Origin of the sequence: Paenisporosarcina indica (assembly GCF_001939075.1) — a bacterium.
Classification (GTDB): domain Bacteria; phylum Bacillota; class Bacilli; order Bacillales_A; family Planococcaceae; genus Paenisporosarcina; species Paenisporosarcina indica.
In genome coordinates this window covers 126,246-145,924 of record NZ_MPTA01000001.1, presented here as the reverse complement: position 1 = coordinate 145,924, position 19,679 = coordinate 126,246, and the positions used below count along the sequence as shown (strand labels likewise).

The window sequence follows — 19,679 nt, the reverse complement described above, 5'->3', positions numbered from 1 at the left end:
CTCCGTTATCTTTCAACAGCTCCATGGCAATTTTTGAATTTCTTGCCACTCCCACATGGGCATATTTCGTTTCGTCCTACAGACGTTGCAGCACGCACTGGTTTTTTCTTAACTGGTCCAGCTTCTTCTTTCGGGTTTACAGCTTGTCCTTTTGCCACTTCTTCACGTTGTAAATTGTTGCGAATTTCAGCTTTCAACGCATATTTGGCAACGTCTTCTTTAATCGAATCAACCATGGTTTCAAACATGGCAAATCCTTCATTTTGATATTCACGTAAAGGATCAATTTGTCCATATGCACGCAAGTGAATTCCTTGACGAAGTTGATCCATCGCATCGATATGATCAATCCATTTCGTATCAATTGATCGAAGTAAAATAACTTTTTCGAACTCACGCATACGTTCAGCCGTCATTTCTTCTTCTTTTTCGTCATAGTGTTTGTACACTTCTTCTTTAATTAACGCAATAATTTCATCCGCTGATTTACCTTCTAATTGTGTGCGTGTAATCGTCCCATCATCCAAGAAGTTGGCTTTAATATAATCTTCAAGACCTTTGTAATTCCATTCATTCTGCTTTTCAGATGTTGTATGAATGGCAACTACTTGCTCAATGACTTCATTAATCATCGTTTCGACTAAATTGCGCATATTATCTGTTTCTAAAACTTCTAGACGTTCTTTATAGATAATCTCACGTTGTTGACGCAAAACATCATCGTATTGGAGCAATCGTTTACGGGCATCAAAGTTATTCCCCTCAACACGTTTTTGTGCCGATTCAACTGCACGTGTCACCATTTTAGACTGGATTGGTTGAGAATCATCCATCCCTAAACGAGTCATCATCGCACGCATATTATCTGAACCGAATCGACGCATCAATTCATCTTCCATTGATAAATAGAATTGGGTAACACCAGGATCACCTTGACGTCCAGAACGTCCACGAAGCTGGTTATCAATACGGCGAGATTCATGACGTTCGGTACCTATTACAGCTAAACCACCAACGTCAACGACTCCATCACCAAGTTTAATATCCGTACCACGTCCAGCCATATTGGTAGCGATTGTTACCGACCCTTTATGACCCGCCGTTGCGATGATTTCTGCTTCGCGTTCATGATTCTTCGCATTAAGTACATTATGGGGAATCCCATGTTTCGATAATAATTTCGAGATAATTTCAGAAGTTTCAATTGCAACTGTACCTACTAGAACAGGTTGTCCTGCTTTATGTCGTTCTGCAATATCCTCTGCTGCTGCTTTGTATTTACCTTCCATTGAAGCATAAATTAAGTCGGCACGGTCATCACGGCCAATTAATTTATTAGTTGGAATAACAATGACGTTCATATTGTAGATATTACGGAACTCTTCTTCTTCCGTTTTCGCTGTACCCGTCATACCAGAAAGCTTTTCATACATACGGAAGTAGTTTTGGAACGTAATCGTTGCCATCGTCATCGATTCATTTTGAATCTCCAGGCCTTCCTTCGCTTCTATCGCTTGGTGAAGTCCGTCTGAATATCTACGACCTTTCATTAAACGACCAGTAAATGAGTCAACTATCACAATTCCACCATCTTGCACAACATAATCGACATCATTATGCATACTTGCATGTGCTTTTAACGACTGGTTGATTGCGTGATTTAACCCAACATGTGTCAAATCAAATAAATTATCGATTCCAAATGCTTTTTCAATTCGTTCAATACCTGTTTCTGTTAACACAACGCCTTTTGTCGATTCATCATATGAATAATCCTCTTCTATACGAAGAGTACGTACTAATGCATTTGAATGAATGTAAAGTTGTGCAGACTTAGCCGCGTTACCTGAAATAATGAGTGGAGTACGTGCTTCATCTATTAAGATTGAGTCAACTTCATCGATTACAGCAAAGAAAAGCGGACGTTGTACATGTTCTTCTTTGTATAACACCATGTTATCTCGTAGGTAATCAAATCCTAACTCGTTGTTAGTGGAATACGTAATATCAGCTGCATACGCTTCACGTTTTTCATCTTTATTCAAACTGTTAATATTTAGACCAACTGTTAATCCTAAGAAATTATACAGCTGACCCATTTCGACTGCATCACGACTAGCTAAATATTCATTGACGGTTACAACGTGTACACCTTTACCTGTCAATGCATTTAAATAAACTGGCATTGTTGACGTTAACGTCTTCCCTTCACCAGTTTTCATTTCCGCTATATTTCCTTCATGAAGTGCCGCAGCACCCATGATTTGAACACGGAATGGATACATACCAAGTACACGTTTAGCTGCTTCTCGAACTACAGCAAATGCTTCTGCTTGAATATCAGACAGTGTAGAACCATCTGCCAAACGACCTTTAAAATCGTCGGTTTTTGCACGTAATTGATCATCAGTTAATGCTTCTATCTCTTTTGCAAATGCCTCTACTTTATCGGCAATTTTTTCAAGTCTCTTTAAATCTTGTTTATTTGTGTCAAATACTTTTTTTAATACACCAAGCATTAGAATCACTTCCCATATAGTCTCAACGTCTATTTTACCACTGCTGCTATAGGGGTGCAAATTACGAACTTTCATTAAGGCTAGAATGCTATATTTTTATGCCTATCCGGCATCTCATTAAGTTATGAAACTATTCACTTTTACCATTGAAGCTATCTGTTAAATTTGTAAACATTCTTTTGCGATTTTGTATGCGTAAATGCACTCTTCTTCTTTTTTAAAATCAAGATGCATTCTTTAACATATCCATTAATAATAAGCTGAGCGAGTGCTCAGTTGTAATTATCGTAGGTCACGTAGGAATAATCGAGGATGACGTAGGAAAATAACGATATGACGTAGGAATTATCGTCATTCATGTAGAAAACTCCCCGTTCTCAATCATATTTACCTAGATCTACCCTTTTGTTATCGTGCATTTGCGCTGCCGCACGTTCCGCATGAGCCAACAAGTATGAAGATCACATACTTGTGGGTCTCACGCTTCACTCTATTGCGGCCGTGTAGGCGCAAATGAACTCTTCTTCTTTTTTAAAATCAAGCAGCATTCTTTAACATACCCATTAATAATAAGCTGAGCGAGTGCTCAGTTGTAATTATCGTGGGTCACGTAGGAATAATCGAGGATGACGTAGGAAAATAACGATATGACGTAGGAATTATTGTTGTTCAGGTAGGAATCTCTCCTGTATTGGAAGAATTTTAATAACAAAGCTGTACGAAAACAACCTGTTGTTTATCATGCATTTGCGCTTCCGCAGGTTCCGCGTGAGCAAACAAGTATGAAGACCGCATACCTGTGGGTCACATTCTTCAAAATTTGCGGGAGTTTACGCGCAAATGCACTTTTTCGTTTTTAATTCAATATGGGAAGCGTTCTAAACATAGTCATATTTCAATAGGCAGCTCAGTAGAGGTGGCCACCGAAAAAGTCAAAGCGAGTCTTTCCCGATAAATCAAGGAAAGGCTCGCTTTTAATTTGTATACACTGGACTTTATCGCCAAGGCAGAGAACCATCCTAGGCGCCTTCTGCCTTCCCGCAGGAAGCATCCACATAGCCCCAGAGCGTTATTTCTAGGGAATACTCGTCAGTCTATCCTGGTGAACTTTTTCAGTGCCCTCTATTTAGGTTAGGAAAAGCTTTGAATACAGGATGCGTGGTGGACTTACAAAAAAAAGCCCTCAAAATTGAGGGCTTCCACTTATATTTATTAATTCGTTTCAATTAAACCGTATTTGCCATCTTTACGCTTGTAAACAATATTCGTGCCGTTTGATTCAGCATCAGTAAAGACGAAGAAGTTATGGCCGAGCATATCCATTTGTAAAACAGCTTCTTCTTGATCCATCGGTTTTAATTCAAACTGTTTTGTTCGTACAATATGAACGTCATCTTCACTTTCATCTTGATAAGCGGCTTGTTCAGGGGATTGAGCGTAAGCAAAATAGGCTGCTGCTCCGCCTTCACGGTCTCTATACTTACGATTTACTTTTGTTTTATGTTTACGAATTTGACGCTCTAGCTTGTCGACGATTAAATCGACGGCTGCATACATGTCATTGTGTCGTTCTTCAGCACGAAGCGTTAAATTTTTCATTGGGATTGTTACTTCTACTTTAGTCTGACTGTCGCTATATACCTTTAAATTGACATTTGCGTTCGCTTTAAAATCTTCGTTGAAATAGCGTTCTACTTTGTTAATTTTATTTTCAACATGATCGCGAATCGCAGGAGTTACCTCAACGTTTTCACCGCGGATATTAAAATTTAACATTTAAACTCCTCCTTTAATTAAGGCTATGTATACCTTATTCTACATATCCCCTAATTTATCCTGCCACAAACTAAAAACTTTTACATTTTGTCGAATGAAAGAGTTTTTTCTGCAAGTCATGCTCGAATCAATGTGATTGCGTTCACCTCTTGTGCACCCGCTTCTTTAAGGATAAATGCAATGTGACGTAGTGTGGTGCCGGTTGTATATAAATCGTCAACTAATAATATGGTTTGACTTTGAACATCTGCACATACTGAATAATTAATTTCTGATTCGATTCGTTCTTTTTTTGATTTCTTTATTTGGGAACTGTTTGTAATTTTCGTTAAGACTTGTGTAAATGGCACTCTTGCAGCTAATAATAATTGATCTACTTGTGAAAAAGTTCGACTTTTTAACATATCCTGATGAAGTGGGATGGGAACAATGAGATTTTTGTTTTTCTTTAGATGAGAAAAGTCAGCTGCAAAAACTTTTGCCAGTTCCACGTCATGCTGAAATTTATATTGTTGATAAACTTGTTTCATCCACATGTTGTAAGAATAGATCGATGTTAATGAATCGAGTGCACCTTCGTATATTGTTCCAATCCAGTCCGTTTCATGCTCTTTATCGGTCGCTTTTTCAAATTTACTTTTGCATTTTTCACAAGTGGTCTCAGATTGTTTCATGGTGAACAGTCGTTGCCAAGAAGGAGCTTCTAAAAATGGAGCTGAACAAATTAAGCAATTCATGGCTTTTCTCGTTTCGCATTATGTGCTCTTATTATGGATTTCGCCTGATCCATCTCAAACGATATGCCATGATGAAAAAACACAAGATCACCTGTCGGGTACTCAATCGAGCGACCTACTCGACCACCAATCTGGATTAAAGCACTGCTCGTGAAAATGGCTTCGTCCGCTCCAACTACTGCGACTTGGACGTTTGGAATGGTAATCCCTCGCTCCAAAATCGTAGTTGTTAAAAGGCCAGGAACTTTCTTCTCACGCAATTTCAGTACCTTCAATTTGCGTTCTGCATCTTCCGCATGAACAGATACAATCTCCTTATGAAGCCGTTGAAATAAGGGGGTTGCTTGTTCCATTAATTCAATTGTTGGAAAAAAAACGAGAAATGGTAGTTTGTTATCCAGACATTGTTGTGTCCACTTTTGTAATTTAGGCGAAAGCTTCTCTTTCTTTATATGCTTACTGTAGTTCCATAAACCATCAAATCTTGGAACTGGTAAAGAAAATCCGTGAAAACGTTCAGAAATAAGCGATATATTTTTCACTTGTTGTACTAACTCGTCAGAAGGTGTGGCGGTAATATAATGAACGACTGCTTGTTGTTTCTTTGCTTTTTGAACTGCATATTGCAAAGCTTCATCCATCGTGAATGGAAACGCATCTGCTTCATCTACAAATACGACATCAAACCCTTCTTCAAAACGTAATAATTGATGTGTTGTTGCAATGATCAATTGTGCATAGTTTGTGTTTTCAGGCGCTCCACCATACAACGCATGTATCACTGTATTCGGAAAAACCTGCTGAAATCTTGGAGCCAGTTCCAAAACGACATCTGTTCTCGGAGTTGCTATACAGACTCGTTGGCCATGTGTCAGCAATTCAAAAATTGCTGGAAATAATAGCTCCGTTTTTCCAGCTCCGCAAACAGCATGGACTAAATGGCTTTGATTCGTTAGAACGCTGTGTAGCAACTCTCGTGATGCTTTAGCTTGTAAAACAGTTAACGTACCAGTCCAATTAAACGTGTGTTGACTGGATGATTCAACCAATGGGCCAGACCAAGTGATTAACTCTGTACAACTACTGACTCTGCCCATACGAATACAATGTCTACAATATTGACACGGTCCATTACATTTAGCACATTGAAACGTAATCAACTTTTTGTTTCCGCACCGACGACATTGATTTTTTTCTTTTTGACTGATAAGGGAATTATAATTCGACTGAATGCCTTTGTGGGGGGTAATAAAACCTTTGCGGATAAACATGTCGATAACCGTTAAAGGAAATGGGGTTTCCTCCTTCAACCAAATACGACCAGATAAAAATTCTTGTACTTCTTTCATGAGCATCCCTCCTATTCGGATTGACCTCATTCCTACTCATTGATTTTATCACGAAAAACGGAAAGTGACACTTGCGCTCGACACCGAAGTTGGAAGGTCCGAAATTGAAGGCGTGCCCTTCTTGTAATGAATAGTAATTTACTCTGTATAGAGTGTTTACTTAAATAAACGTAACTTTTCTCGTCATTTCCTTAATGCAAAAATAAAAGCCCCACACTAGGCGAGGCTTGTTCACAATTATTCAATTACATCTCCGATGAAATACACACTGGTCACCCGCCAGTTTCCATCCTCTTTTGCAAAAACAGTGACTTGTCGACCAGTTCTGTCAACTTTAGCACCGGTTGTCTCTTGCTCCATTGAAATAGACAAGGATGCAAAAACTTGTGCTTGATTTTTATTGTATTTAATAACAGTAACATCTTCGGCTGTTCGGTTTACTTCATAATTTTCAAAAGCAGCTTTAACGTCCTTCTCTTCTTGTTTGTAATCAAACCCTTCTGGTTCTTTTGCGATTACTGACATGTATTTCTCAAGATCTTCTTCGTTAAAGGCTTTTAAATAAATATCAAATGTTTCCATTAATGCTTTTTTCTCTGCAGCTGGTACGTTTTGTGCTGCTTCGATATCTTTACCCGTCATGCTAAATCCTACTTCAGACGGAGCTTGATCTGTCACACCGTGCTCTAACGCATTGTTTTTTCCTGAAGACGACTCTCCATCAGATATTGAACCAGCACCTTCGCGATTTTCTTCGCCTGCACAAGCTGACAACAGCAGTAATATCAATGTAAGCATAGTCATATATTTAAGTTTCATTAAGTTCGTCCCTCCTACACGGCTATTTTGTCATAAAAAGTCGAATATGACAATAAATAAAGCCGGACATGTGTATTGAGACGAAATCATATAAGGAAAGTTTCTCTGAGAAACTGAAAAAGGGTCTACTTCATTTCCCCTAACCTAAAGGAACCTTGGAGTAGCTTACAAACAGAAAACCAGCAAAAAAACCCCCACAAGCATGTGCTCGTGAGGATTGATTAAATGAATTATCGTACTTCTACCCAGCCATTTTTGATAGCTGTGACAACTGCTTGTGTGCGATCGTTTACATTCATTTTTTGTAGAATGCTTGATACATGGTTTTTTACGGTCTTTTCAGAGATGAATAACGTCTCACCAATCATGCGATTGCTTTGTCCGTCGGTCAATAATTGTAATACTTCACATTCACGTTTAGTCAATAAGTGGAATGGACGACGAATTTCTGATTGGTGGAACGTTCCTTTATTTTCACGCTCGCTTAAGCGGCGGAATTCCGCAACTAAGTTACGTGTAACTTTAGGATGTAAATAAGATCCTCCTGTAGCTACCACTTTAATAGCTTGTACGATTGCATCTGCATCCATTTCTTTCAGCATATATCCAAGTGCACCCGTTTTTAACGCATGCGTTACGTAGGACTCATCATCGTGAATTGATAACATGATGACTTTTGCTTCAGGGTATTTAGCCATTAGTTCGCCTGTAGCATCAACTCCATTTTTACGGGGCATGTTGATATCCATTAAAATCACTTCTGGTGCATATTCCTCATATAAATTAATGGCGTCACTACCGTCTCCGCCTTCAGCTACTACTTCAAATGAATCTTCAAAATCTAATATTCGTTTTACTCCTTCACGGAATAATTGGTGGTCATCTATGATTATTATCTTTGTCATTTACATTTCCTCCTAAATTTAAGCACAGCTATTATTCTTTTTCCTCTTTCAAAGGAATTCTAAACATCATTGTTGTTCCGTTTCCAGGAGAAGATTCAACAATCATTTCACCTTTTAGCAAATCAACACGTTCTTGCATCCCCAATAATCCAAATGAGCTCTCGCGAACGAACTTTGGATCGAACCCTGTTCCATCATCTTTTACGGTAATCGTCACCATTTGTGTGCACCATTCAACCTTCACCTCAATGTTCTTACTTTGGCCGTGTTTGGTTGCATTGGTCACAGATTCTTGGATTAATCGGAAAATGGCTATTTCGTAGTTGGTGATGATACGTCGTTGATCACCAATGGAGTGGAAGTGTATTTTGCACCCTATATTATAATCTTCGATAGTCATTAAATATTTTTTAAGTGTCGGTACTAAACCCAAATCGTCCAATGCCATTGGTCGCAAATCATAAATAATTCGACGTACTTCAGACAGAGCACTTCGAACCATGACTTTCAAACTCGAAATTTCGATGAGAGCCTGATCGACCCCTTTTTCGCGATATGTACGTTCAATCAAGTCCGAGCGAACCAAAACATTGGCCATCATTTGAGCTGGACCGTCATGGATTTCCCGAGACAATTTTTTTCGTTCTTCTTCTTGTGCCTCAATAATTCTTAATCTGTATTCTTGTTTTAACTTTGCATTTTCTAATGCTTGTCCAACTTCTTTTAGGTCTGAAGTTAAATAATTCATCACGACATTTGCTTGCGTTGCTAATTGATCCGCATGCAAAATGGATTCGTTTAATTCCGTTAATCTTCTTTCCAAATCAGCACGCCGTTCCCGCAATTGACGTTCTTCTGTTCGATTAATTGAAAGTTTTATTTGCAAGTCATTCGCTTGTTCATAAGCTTCACGTATTTGTTCTTCTGAAAACGTGTTAAAATGCTTTGAGACATCTCCTAATCGTTTTCTCGATAAACGAGTCTCTTCTTCTAGAATATCTCCATCAATTAAAACTTCTGCTAACTTTGAATGGACGATTTCTAATTCTTTTTGCATTTGTAATAAACTCTGGCGATTTTGTTCACTTATTTTATAGATATCATTTTTCGAACTATCCATCGTTTCGACCATTTGACTAAAAATATAATCTAATGAATTGATATCAACCTTTTTAGCAGTCATCAGGTATTCTCCTTTTTAAGCAATATACTGATGAATGACTGTGCATTCATTTCTCTCTATATAGTATTAGTCATTAATGCACATATTCCTGCAAGGACTGCATCAATTATACCACTAAGCATTAAAATAAATATTAAAATTACATGACAACTAGATGTCAATAGGAGTGAGTTTCCTTGAGGAAAGATTACATAACAGTTAAAGGATTTGGATCATCAGAAATCATTATTCAAAAATCGCGTTTCCTAACTTATGTAAACCGAGCAGAAAGCGAGCATGATGCTCTAGCTTTCATTGACGAAATAAAATCGCAACATAAATCAGCGAATCATAATTGTTCTGCATATTTAATTGGCGAGCATGATTCCGTGCAAAAAGCCAATGATGACGGTGAACCAAGTGGTACTGCTGGTGTACCAATGCTAGAGGTTCTAAAAAAACAAGGGTTAAAAGATACAGTCGTTGTGGTCACTAGATATTTTGGTGGCATTAAATTAGGCGGTGGTGGATTAATCCGAGCATACGGTAAAGCAACAACAGAAGGGATTGAAGCTGCGCAAATCGTAAAAAGACAATTACATCATTTAATGAAAGTATCTGTCGAATATTCATGGCTCGGTAAAGTTGAGAATGAAGTCCGCAGTTCATCCTATCCACTCCAACGCATTGATTATGCAGATTCCGTCGATATATTTCTATATGTACCAATTGCGTCGGAAGAAACATTTATTGAATGGTTAACCGAAATGACCAATGGGCAAGCTGTTATTGAACGCAACGCACCAGATTTTCTCGAGTTTGACTTATAATCCCCTCATAATAAGTCAAATAATAAACTCGAAAGTAAGATTACAAGCGATCAGGTTATATTCTTCTCACATTATCTGAAAAAATTTTCCTTTGAGGAATACGAAAATCGTTGTATAATGAGGAGTACTGTCGTTAGATATGAAACATTGTGCTAACTTCTTGCGTCTTATGGAACAGGTGAGGAAGTATCCCACTAAAGGAGAATCTATTCGTATGAAAAGAAAAGAATTCAAAACAACTAAAACAGGCTCAAAAAAGTCTTTGATAATAAAAATATCCATTATGGTTCTAGCTTCCATACTAATTTCCGGAACTGCCTACGGGATTATCTTGATGAAAAAAGTCGAAACTGCAGCAGATAATTCGTACGAAGCCGTGGAAGACCGACAAGGTTCTAATCTTCGTGAAGAAGTGGTGAAACCTGTAGAGGATAATATATCTATCTTATTTATAGGAATAGACGATAGCGAAACTCGCAATCAAGGTGCAGATTCTAGTCGATCAGATGCTCTAATGCTTGCAACATTAAACAATAAAGATAAAACCATAAAGTTAGTCAGTATCCCACGTGACACATTGGTGTACATCCCAGAAGTAGGATACAAAGATAAAATAACACACGCTATCGGACATGGTGGCACAAAAACAACAATCGAAACCGTTGAAGGGCTTCTTGATGTCCCTGTTGATTATTATGTACGTATGAACTTCAATGCATTCATTGATGTAGTAGATGCTCTTGATGGGATTTATGCAACTGTTCCCTACGATCGTTTGGAAAAAGATGAATTTGATGTCTACTCTGTACAATTAAAAGAAGGTTATCAGAAACTCGACGGACGTGAAGCTTTAGCATTAGCTCGAACACGTAAATTAGATAGTGATATTGAACGTGGTAAACGTCAACAAGAAATACTAGCTTCCATTATCAAGAGAGCATCTTCAGCATCTTCCTTTACAAAGTATGGGAATCTGATTGATGCGGTCGGTGACAATATGAAAACCGATATGACTTTTGATGAAATGAAATCGTTCTTTGCTTATATCAAAAAAGGGATGCCTCAAGTAGATACGCTGACACTTGAAGGATATGATGACATGTCAACTGGCACATATTACTGGCTACTCGATGACGAATCACTAGAAGAAACACAAGAACTTCTACAAAGTCATATGGGATTAAATCCAGGTTCGTCAAGTTATTCAGATAACAGTACTGAAACAGATTCAAACAAATTGGTTTTAGAAAACGAATAAGCATACCTAAAAACCGACACATAATTACTGTGTCGGTTTTTTGTTTATATAATTTACTCTGTGGATCAATCCTGTTGTATATCGTGAATTAGTATTATCCTCACGCTTAACGCTCTTGCATGAGGCTAAGCGCAATTGTACTCTCTTTTTTCAATGTTAGAGTAAGTTTTGGTTTTCTGGGCATACTGGTGGAGTTGGTTGAATTGGCACTCTGTTTATCTATTCCCTCTTCAATCCGGCATTTGCATTGTGTTAATACATAATAAAAAACCCCATGCATCTCTGCATGAGGTTTAGTCATTTGCTTATCATTCGAACAAAATTGATTAAAGGTTTGTAGTTCTTGCCTGCTAGTCCAACTGCTTCAACAAATAATTCTATTGCTACCAACATCACTGCGATTAATAAAATCGCGCCCCATAAGGTTGCTTGTGAGAAGATCAATGCTGCTACTCCAAATAATGCTGCAAAAGCATAAATAATTAGAACGGTTTGACGATGTGTAAATCCTACATTCAATAAACAGTGATGTAAGTGAGACTTGTCCGGCGCAGAAATGGGTTGTTTCATTCGTACGCGACGAACGATGGCAAAAAATGTATCAGAGATCGGTACTCCAAGCATGATAATTGGAATGATTAATGAAATTACGGTAATGTTTTTAAATCCAAGTAAAGCAAGTACTCCAATCATATATCCAAGGAATAAGGACCCTGAATCACCCATAAATATTTTTGCTGGATGAAAATTATAGAATAAAAATCCTGCAGAACTTGCAGCAAGCAATGCTGCCATAGAGAACACGAACATGTCGCCCATCATAAAGGCCATTCCTGCTAATGTAACTAAAGCAATCGTAGAAACACCTGCAGCCAAACCATCTAGACCATCAATTAAGTTAATGGCATTCGTAATTCCAACAATCCATATAATGGTCAGTGGAATGCTAAAGTAGCCAAAGTCTAATTGTCCACCAAATGGTAAATTAATAAACTCAATTTGCAAACCACCATAAATCACGAGACCAGCTGCAATAAATTGCCCAAGGAGCTTCGCTTTAGCAGTAATTTCAAACATATCATCAAGTGCGCCTGTAATGATGATCATAAAAGCACCTAATATAATATACAGGGCAGTCGGATCTTCGGGATGTAACACAAAATAACCAATTAAAAACGCACCAAATATTGCGAGACCACCTAAACGTGGCATAATTCGTGCGTGTACTTTTCTATAATTCGGTCGGTCAACGGCGCCCACTTTGAACGCAATGGCCTTCACCACTGGAGTTAACAGTATTGAAGCGACAAATGCCAGAACCAAAGATAGGTATAGCATGTCATTCCTCCTTATGTCGTTACAAAATAATATAAATAGATAAATCCATATGTATTATATCATGAAAACTATTATGGTAAACAATATTCGTCAAAATTAATGTTTCCTCCTATATTATGTCCTAAATCGAGTCTTCTAAACCCAATAAATTAATAGACGTAAACGCCATCTTAGAAGTTTCATAGTAATTCTCTCAATTTTTTGTTAAAATAATCTCGTGTCTAGAATTCGAAGGAGCGGGAAAACGATGATCTCACTTTTTAAACGTTCAACCGAAACAAGCGAACGTCAATTAAAAAAATATAGAAAATTGGTCAATCAAATAAATAGATTAGAAGAAACATACGCACAAATGTCAGATGAAGAACTACGTGCCATGACACAGACTTTCAAAAATAGATTGTCTGATGGTGAAAACATACAAGCTATTATCCCAGATGGATTTGCAGTCGTTCGTGAAGCGTCAAAACGTGTATTACATATGCGTCACTTTGATGTCCAATTGATTGGCGGGCTCGTATTAACTGAAGGTAATATTTCAGAAATGCCAACGGGTGAAGGAAAAACACTAGTCGCCTCCCTCCCCTCTTACATTCGTGCATTAGAAGGAAAAGGTGTGCATGTGATTACGGTCAATGAATATCTTGCACAGCGTGACTATGACCAAATTGGCCAAATTCACCGTTTTCTAGGTCTGTCAGTAGGAATCAACTTACCAATGATGCAATCAGAAGCAAAGCAACTAGCTTATGCAGCTGATATCACCTATGGTGTGGGGACAGAATTTGGATTCGATTACCTTCGTGATAACATGGCAGGCGATCATTCTCAAAAAGTTCAACGCCCTTATCATTTCGCAATAATTGACGAAGTGGATAGTGTGTTAGTAGATGAAGCAAAAACACCCTTAATAGTAGCAGGGAAAATGTCTGCAAATGCTGATTTACACATGATATCAGCCCGTTTAGCCAAACGCTTCAAAAAAGAACGCGATTACGATTTTGATGATGAAACGAAAGCTACATCGTTGACAGATATCGGCATCGAAAAAGTAGAGAAAGCATTTGGGATTGAAAATTTATATGAACTAGAACATCAGTCCCTCTTTCATTACGTCATTCAAGCCGTACGAGCACATGTCATGTTCGAACTTGACGTCGATTATATTGTAAAAGAAGACAAAATCTATTTAGTAGATATGTTCACCGGACGTATCATGGATGGACGAACACTTTCTGATGGCCTTCATCAAGCAATTGAGGCAAAAGAAGGCGTCACAATTACAGAAGAAAATAAAGCACAAGCACAAGTAACCATTCAAAACTACTTCCGTATGTACCCTTTACTTTGTGGCATGACAGGTACAGCAAAGACGCAAGAAAAAGAGTTCCGGGAAGTATACGGAATGGAAGTTTTACAAATCCCGACGAATCGTCCGCGAATTCGTGTCGATCACACCGATCAAGTTTTCGAGAAAATCGATCAAAAGTATATAGCTGTAGCAAAAGAAGTGAAAAAACGACATTCAACTGGACAACCCGTACTTGTCGGAACCACTTCCATTCTTCAATCTGAAACAGTGGCCGACTATTTGAAAAAAGAAGGTTTAGTCTTCCAACTGTTAAATGCCAAAAGTGTGGAACAAGAAGTTTACCTGATTTCCCAAGCTGGACAAATGAATCAAATTACCGTTGCTACAAACATGGCGGGGCGTGGTACCGATATCGTTCTTGGTGATGGTGTAGCAAACATTGGGGGCTTATTTGTCCTAGGTACGGAAAAACACGAAAGTCGTCGGATTGATAATCAATTAAGAGGACGCTCTGGTCGACAAGGTGACCCAGGGGAATCTCAGTTCTTTCTCTCATTAGAAGACGATATGTTTAAACGATTTGCAAAAGATGAATTAGAGAAGTTTAACAAAAAAGTAAAAACTGATAGTCTCGGCCTTGTCCTCGGAAAAGACGTTCACGAACTGACAGAACGTACACAACGCATTGTTGAAGGTTCACATTTCTCCATGCGCGAATACAATTTGAAATTGGACGATGTGATTAATGAGCAACGTAAGGTCATCTATTCTCTTCGTGACCGAGTACTAGATCGTCATGATCTACTTGGACAATTGAAAAATATGGTTGAGGAAACGGTTGATTTCGTCATTGGGGAAAGTTGTTCTGAAGACGAAGCTACTGATCAATGGGATTTTGAAAAAATGGAACGTACGATGAATCAACTATTACTTGAACCGATCAAGCTCGATCGTAAAGTGACCCATAGTAAAGACGTTAAAAAACAAGTTCAAACTCAAATTACAGATTTACAAACATTCATGGATGAGTTTAAAGAACAACATCAAGTAATGGATACCATTCCACGAGTCATGTTAGCATACATTGATTCTACTTGGGTTCGCCATTTAGAATCGATGACTCGCTTAAAAGAAGGCATCGGATTGCGTGCGTATCAGCAAGAGGATCCAATGCGTATTTATCAAAATGAGGGTCTCGAAATGTTCCAGATTCATTATCAAGAATTGCGACGTTCTATTGCTTCAGAAATAACTATCTTCATGAAGAATATAGCTTTACAACAGGAGGCAAACTAATGGGACTCTTTTCGTTTTTTAACAAAACCAAAAAAACGGGTACGGATAGCACAGTTCAATCAAATGAACTCATTCAGGACGTCTCAAATGAGTCTTTGGAATCATCGGTGGAGACTACTCTTTCCTATCACCCTGAATGGGATGTTCCAAAAGAACAACAATATGTATTCAGCTTTTTATCAAACGAACTTCCTCCACTGAAACAAGATCAGATTTCACTTTCGGGGTTTGAAATTGATGAGGATGGACAATCAGGAGAATGGCTTGTAAAAGCGTTCTTTCGTTCTTCTTTAAATAAACCAATCACATTAGGCAAGGTAGAATTAATCCTTCTCTCCGATACTGACAATGTAGTGGCAGCTAAAGAATTTGATTTAGCTGAACTGGGTGAAATACCGGCACGAAGTGACCGTCCTTGGATATTTGCATTTGAGAAAGAGACTCACATTGTTTCAGATATGCCTGTTGAAGGTTGGAAAATAGCATTTAATGTACAATCTCTTGTTCCCCATCAGGTAGATTTAGACCCAGCTTGGGAAGAAGCATTGTCACAAGAACAAAAAGAGGAATTATCAAAACTTGTAACGTCTCTGCCATCACTCAAAGAACGTGAAGTGAATTTTAGTGGTTTCCAAGTTATACCGCAAGAAAGTGGCGATTTAGCAGTGTCACTCTTTATTCGTAATGGTCATTCCAGACATATAAATCTAGAACAACTTCCTTTAGAGGTTTTAGATGCAAGTGGTGAGATCGTCGCTCGTGGATCATTTAGCTTGGACAATCTTGAAGTAAAAGCGAACACATCTAAACCGTGGACATTCATCTTCCCAAGTCAGATGATCACAAAAGTAAATCCAGATCTTTCTCGCTGGGCTGTCAAAGTGATACAAGAGTAACAATTCCTTCTAAGCGTCCTTTCTGAGGACGCTTTTTCTATGCGGAACTTATATAAAAATGTAGACAAAAAGAATCCATTGAGGTGGACCCTCAATGGATTCTTTTTTGCGCATCAACCAAGCACATCTGAAAACTTAACCTATATTCAAAAATCGGGAATGGTTACTACTCACTTATTTTAACACAATTTTGTTTATTCACAAGAAAAAGAATTCACATTTCGTGAGAAAATTAACCATTTTCTATCTAATTATTGATTCAAAGTCCGATATAAGAAGATAGAGAAATCTACACGTGTGATAAGTTGTGATGGACCAAATTTGCCTCCACCAATTCCCATGGTTATATCATTCTCTGCTAGAGAATTAATGGAATCATAAGCAAAGCTGCCTTTCGTATCGCTGAAGTAGTTTTTAGTACCAGAAGATAACTTAAATCCACGTTGTAAGATCGCTGCCATTTCAGCACGAGTCAATTTTCCGCTTGGATCAAAATTTGCCCCACTGTCTTTCCCTCGAATGACGCCAGCATTTGCCACGGCTGCTACTTCTTCATAGAACCGAGTACCTTTTGGCATGTCTTTAAATCCAGGATCTACAACATTTTCTGTTGATAGATTCATTGCTCGAGAAAGTAAAATAGCACCTTGTAATCTTGTTAACTCTTGATATGGTCCGAAATTTCCATCGCTATAGCCACCGATGACTCCACGGTTTACTAAATCACCAATTTCTTTTTCTGCACGGAAAGATAATCCTGTGTCTTTAAATAATGGCTCTCGATATTGATCGGCATATATTGCTTTCATATCATCGAACAGGATTGTGCCTTTCGTTTTAGAAGTCCCAGAAGGTTGTGCAACATAGATTTGCGTTAATTTCACAGGACCTGGTACGTTCTGTGGAATTGCTGCTGTAACGAAGTTCCAACCAATCCATTTCAGACCATTTTCAGGTGTAAAATCAATGGTATGTCCGTTACCGTTTCCATCTTCGATTCGTCCACGTACCCACGAGTTACTTGCATCCCCGTATAGACGTAATCCAATAGATTTCGGTAACCCACCTGTAGTTAAGACATTTTTAGTATCTAAATATGCAGCAGAAGTACCTGATTGGTTCATGAAGTTATAGTCCAACTTAATTGCACCTTTCCCTTCATAAGCAGGCTCCTTAGATGAGTTCATGCTAATGGAAGCTGTACCCATTGTTGCAGAAGAAGTCCAATTCGTTATACTGTCCATCGTATCCATCGATAATGTTGAGCCACTGATCGTTACTGGAATCGTAACTTTCATGTTTGCAAGTGTCGCTGTAATGGAACCTTTTGTTTCAGTATTTGTTGCTTTAAATTCTCCAGTTGCAGAAATGGATCCAATTCCAGCACTTGCTGTCCATTTTACTAATGAGGAATCAAATATTACATCTCTGTTTTGTGCATCAAGTGCTTTTACACTTAATTTTTTCGATTCACCAATGCGTAAATTTAATGTACTATCGACGGGCTGAACCTTAGAAATGTGGTCTACTACCTCAAACGGAATGGATTTCTTTGCTGTTCCGTAAGTTACATCAATTGATCCTTTACCCGCTTTGGCTGCAGTAAATGTCATGCCTGAAGTTGTAATTAAACCAGTTGGTGAACTCAGGGAGAAACCACTTGGCGATGTCATCACAGGATTGTAGTATTGGTCCATTACATTTCCCGTTGTTATTGAACCTTTCGTTCCTTTTAAATAAACACCGGGTTTGGCAATTTGTGCGGTTATAGTAGTAGCCTGACCCGCAGGAGCTGTAGAAAGTGCATATAAAACTGTAGAAACGGCACGTTCCCTTCCATCTGAAGGTCGGTTAAATAAAGAAACGTTTGTATCACCTGGTTTACGAACCGTCATGGCTGTCGATCCTCCACCATCAAGGTTTAATGCACGGTGAGCCCCCAATGATGCCAGGTACTGTGCAAACTCGTTTAAGCTCATGCCTGTACTGTATCCACTTTGGCGGCCATCTACGGTCACCATCCATACTTTTTTACCGGTAGCATCAATAGCAATTGCCGTACGTGGAGCCCTTTCACGAGCACGGCTACTATTCGGGTCCATCGATAAAGCGACTTTTCCATCTTTCACCAACATTGGACCAGAAGTTAGCATAAAGGAAGAGTTCATCCATTGTGCATCAATATCTGCAGAAATCGTAACTTGTTCTCCCATTTGCATTTGCTTCAATGCTTCCATTGCGGTTCCGTGTGCGGATAATACAAAGCCGTCTTTCGGAATGGTTGTAATTTCGTCGGTGCCGTGTGGGCGAATATGTGACACAGTACCGGTTACTGTCTTGCCAAATTCCAAATCAGTTCCCTCGATAACCCCAGAGAGAACAACTTCCATTCCATATGGATTCGTCTTTGTCGTTCCGCCAGGGAAAATCGGTGTAAACAAAATCAAATTATCGTTTGAACGTTGTTTATTTGTACTTGTAATGGGTGTTTTGATTCCATTATGCGTAAGGGATAAATCTAAATTGTATGTATCAATTTTAGCTGTCCCTGTCGCATCAATACCGAACGCTAATGGTTCATTTACGTATTGGTCTTCCCCTGTTGCAATAATTCCCGCATTCACTAGTTTGTTTCTGTAGGAAATTAAATACATAGGCAACAGATCTTGACTAAAGAACGACCCGTTTATGGCACCTGCAACTTGCTTTCCAGGGCCAGTGTAGGCATTAGCTTGAGCCGTTGTGAGAGCTAACCTATTTAAAGGATTGGGAATTCCTACATCAATGGTTGTATAGGGATCGTTTAAGTTTGCGGTTAACATTCGTATGGCTTGAGGATTAGAAGAAATGGTTTCCTGATTGAACTGATAGTCAACTCCACCCGAGATTTTTTGTTGATCTGTAATAGCCGCAAGGGAAGTTGTTGGGAACACCAGTAGTAATACCAATGCCCAAATCGCGATCAATCTGTTTTTTTGTAAGTTTTTCAAGATAGTAGTTGTCCTCGCTTTCCTGGTAATCTATGTCTATTATAACAAGTGCTAGTTTTATAAGCATTATTAGTTAGGCATATTAATAGAATTGAGCCGTATTTCCTAATTTGCTCCTAGTAATAGTAGATTCAATAATCTCTATACGTAGTCAAAGACAATATATTAAGTTTGTTTTTTACCGAAATAGCCACAAGAAAATCTAGAGTTTTTTATTAATTCACTGACATTTAAAGAATTCCAGGTGCTTTGGACGCTAAACTGCTACACCATGGTCTAAGAATAAAAGAGGGATGGGCGGGTGACTTCGTCACTCCGCCCATCCCTCTTTTTTCAGACCATCCTGTGGCTGATATGCGTCCGTTGCCCCCTTGCATTCTGTTAAGTCACAGTGATTTTGATTTGAGCAACTAGTGAATAGATACTTCCTTTAAAGATCAATCGGTCAAAGATGAAATTTGATCTCCCACTACTTTCCTTGGTTTAGTGACA

The 19,679-nt window shown here is 38.5% G+C and carries 13 protein-coding genes; 4 read left to right on the top strand and 9 right to left on the bottom strand.

The genetic code is table 11. The annotated features are described in order from the left end of the window. Window positions 1-5 precede the first annotated feature (5 nt). The 7 genes from secA to GY23_RS00585 form a co-directional block, all read right to left on the bottom strand. Window positions 6-2,519, bottom strand: coding sequence for a preprotein translocase subunit SecA (gene secA, locus GY23_RS00615; protein ID WP_075617271.1), 2,514 nt, complete (start codon window positions 2,517-2,519; stop codon window positions 6-8). A 1,212-nt stretch (window positions 2,520-3,731) separates the two neighbouring features. Then, a complete protein-coding gene (hpf, locus tag GY23_RS00610; RefSeq protein ID WP_075617270.1) occupies window positions 3,732-4,295 on the bottom strand; it encodes a ribosome hibernation-promoting factor, HPF/YfiA family in 564 nt (187 codons plus the stop codon). A gap of 116 nt (window positions 4,296-4,411) precedes the next feature. After that, entirely contained in the window at window positions 4,412-5,032 is a 621-nt protein-coding gene (locus tag GY23_RS00605; protein WP_075617269.1) for a ComF family protein, read from the bottom strand. After that, complete coding sequence (locus tag GY23_RS00600) at window positions 5,029-6,381, bottom strand: ATP-dependent helicase ComFA (protein WP_084543925.1); 1,353 nt, start codon at window positions 6,379-6,381, stop codon at window positions 5,029-5,031. Before GY23_RS00600 ends, GY23_RS00605 begins: the two co-directional genes overlap by 4 nt. Window positions 6,382-6,618: 237 nt before the next feature. After that, complete coding sequence (locus tag GY23_RS00595) at window positions 6,619-7,200, bottom strand: DUF4440 domain-containing protein (protein ID WP_084543923.1); 582 nt, start codon at window positions 7,198-7,200, stop codon at window positions 6,619-6,621. A 230-nt stretch (window positions 7,201-7,430) separates the two neighbouring features. Next, the gene (locus tag GY23_RS00590) at window positions 7,431-8,105 is read right to left on the bottom strand and encodes a response regulator (RefSeq protein WP_075617267.1); all 675 of its coding nucleotides are present in this window, start codon (window positions 8,103-8,105) and stop codon (window positions 7,431-7,433) included. Between the two features lie 31 nt (window positions 8,106-8,136). Continuing rightward, on the bottom strand, window positions 8,137-9,288 hold the full coding sequence (locus GY23_RS00585) for a sensor histidine kinase (protein ID WP_084543922.1): 1,152 nt from the start codon (window positions 9,286-9,288) through the stop codon (window positions 8,137-8,139). Between the two features lie 176 nt (window positions 9,289-9,464). Between GY23_RS00585 and GY23_RS00580 the strand changes: the two genes are divergently transcribed. Next, window positions 9,465-10,097, top strand: coding sequence for a YigZ family protein (locus GY23_RS00580; RefSeq protein ID WP_075617265.1), 633 nt, complete (start codon window positions 9,465-9,467; stop codon window positions 10,095-10,097). A 214-nt stretch (window positions 10,098-10,311) separates the two neighbouring features. Next, the gene (locus GY23_RS00575; protein ID WP_075617264.1) at window positions 10,312-11,355 is read left to right on the top strand and encodes an LCP family protein; all 1,044 of its coding nucleotides are present in this window, start codon (window positions 10,312-10,314) and stop codon (window positions 11,353-11,355) included. A 297-nt stretch (window positions 11,356-11,652) separates the two neighbouring features. Here GY23_RS00575 and GY23_RS00570 read toward each other — a convergent pair whose 3' ends face one another. Next, window positions 11,653-12,693, bottom strand: a complete 1,041-nt coding sequence (locus GY23_RS00570; protein ID WP_075617263.1) for a glycosyltransferase family 4 protein — start codon at window positions 12,691-12,693, stop codon at window positions 11,653-11,655. Window positions 12,694-12,940: 247 nt separating this feature from the next. Between GY23_RS00570 and secA2 the strand changes: the two genes are divergently transcribed. Beyond that, window positions 12,941-15,301: an accessory Sec system translocase SecA2 gene (gene secA2 / locus GY23_RS00565; protein WP_075617262.1), complete on the top strand. Its 2,361-nt coding sequence runs from the start codon at window positions 12,941-12,943 to the stop codon at window positions 15,299-15,301. Further along, on the top strand, window positions 15,301-16,197 hold the full coding sequence (locus tag GY23_RS00560; protein WP_075617261.1) for an accessory Sec system S-layer assembly protein: 897 nt from the start codon (window positions 15,301-15,303) through the stop codon (window positions 16,195-16,197). The genes secA2 and GY23_RS00560 overlap by 1 nt, the downstream gene beginning before the upstream one ends. 251 nt (window positions 16,198-16,448) lie before the next feature. On the opposite strand, the gene GY23_RS00555 is transcribed toward GY23_RS00560, so the two are convergent. Continuing rightward, complete coding sequence (locus GY23_RS00555) at window positions 16,449-19,187, bottom strand: phosphodiester glycosidase family protein (protein WP_075617260.1); 2,739 nt, start codon at window positions 19,185-19,187, stop codon at window positions 16,449-16,451. Between the last annotated feature and the right edge of the window lie 492 nt (window positions 19,188-19,679).

What these genes read in the sequence shown, in the direction of transcription:
- GY23_RS00605 (WP_075617269.1), bottom strand. Translation starts at nt 5,032, where the DNA reads ATGAATTGCTTAATTTGTTCAGCTCCATTTTTAGAAGCTCCTTCTTGG.
- GY23_RS00590 (WP_075617267.1), bottom strand. Translation starts at nt 8,105, where the DNA reads ATGACAAAGATAATAATCATAGATGACCACCAATTATTCCGTGAAGGA.
- GY23_RS00585 (WP_084543922.1), bottom strand. Translation starts at nt 9,288, where the DNA reads ATGACTGCTAAAAAGGTTGATATCAATTCATTAGATTATATTTTTAGT.
- GY23_RS00570 (WP_075617263.1), bottom strand. Translation starts at nt 12,693, where the DNA reads ATGCTATACCTATCTTTGGTTCTGGCATTTGTCGCTTCAATACTGTTA.
- GY23_RS00560 (WP_075617261.1), top strand. Translation starts at nt 15,301, where the DNA reads ATGGGACTCTTTTCGTTTTTTAACAAAACCAAAAAAACGGGTACGGAT.
- hpf (WP_075617270.1), bottom strand. Translation starts at nt 4,295, where the DNA reads ATGTTAAATTTTAATATCCGCGGTGAAAACGTTGAGGTAACTCCTGCG.
- GY23_RS00575 (WP_075617264.1), top strand. Translation starts at nt 10,312, where the DNA reads ATGAAAAGAAAAGAATTCAAAACAACTAAAACAGGCTCAAAAAAGTCT.
- GY23_RS00595 (WP_084543923.1), bottom strand. Translation starts at nt 7,200, where the DNA reads ATGAAACTTAAATATATGACTATGCTTACATTGATATTACTGCTGTTG.
- secA2 (WP_075617262.1), top strand. Translation starts at nt 12,941, where the DNA reads ATGATCTCACTTTTTAAACGTTCAACCGAAACAAGCGAACGTCAATTA.
- GY23_RS00600 (WP_084543925.1), bottom strand. Translation starts at nt 6,381, where the DNA reads ATGAAAGAAGTACAAGAATTTTTATCTGGTCGTATTTGGTTGAAGGAG.
- secA (WP_075617271.1), bottom strand. Translation starts at nt 2,519, where the DNA reads ATGCTTGGTGTATTAAAAAAAGTATTTGACACAAATAAACAAGATTTA.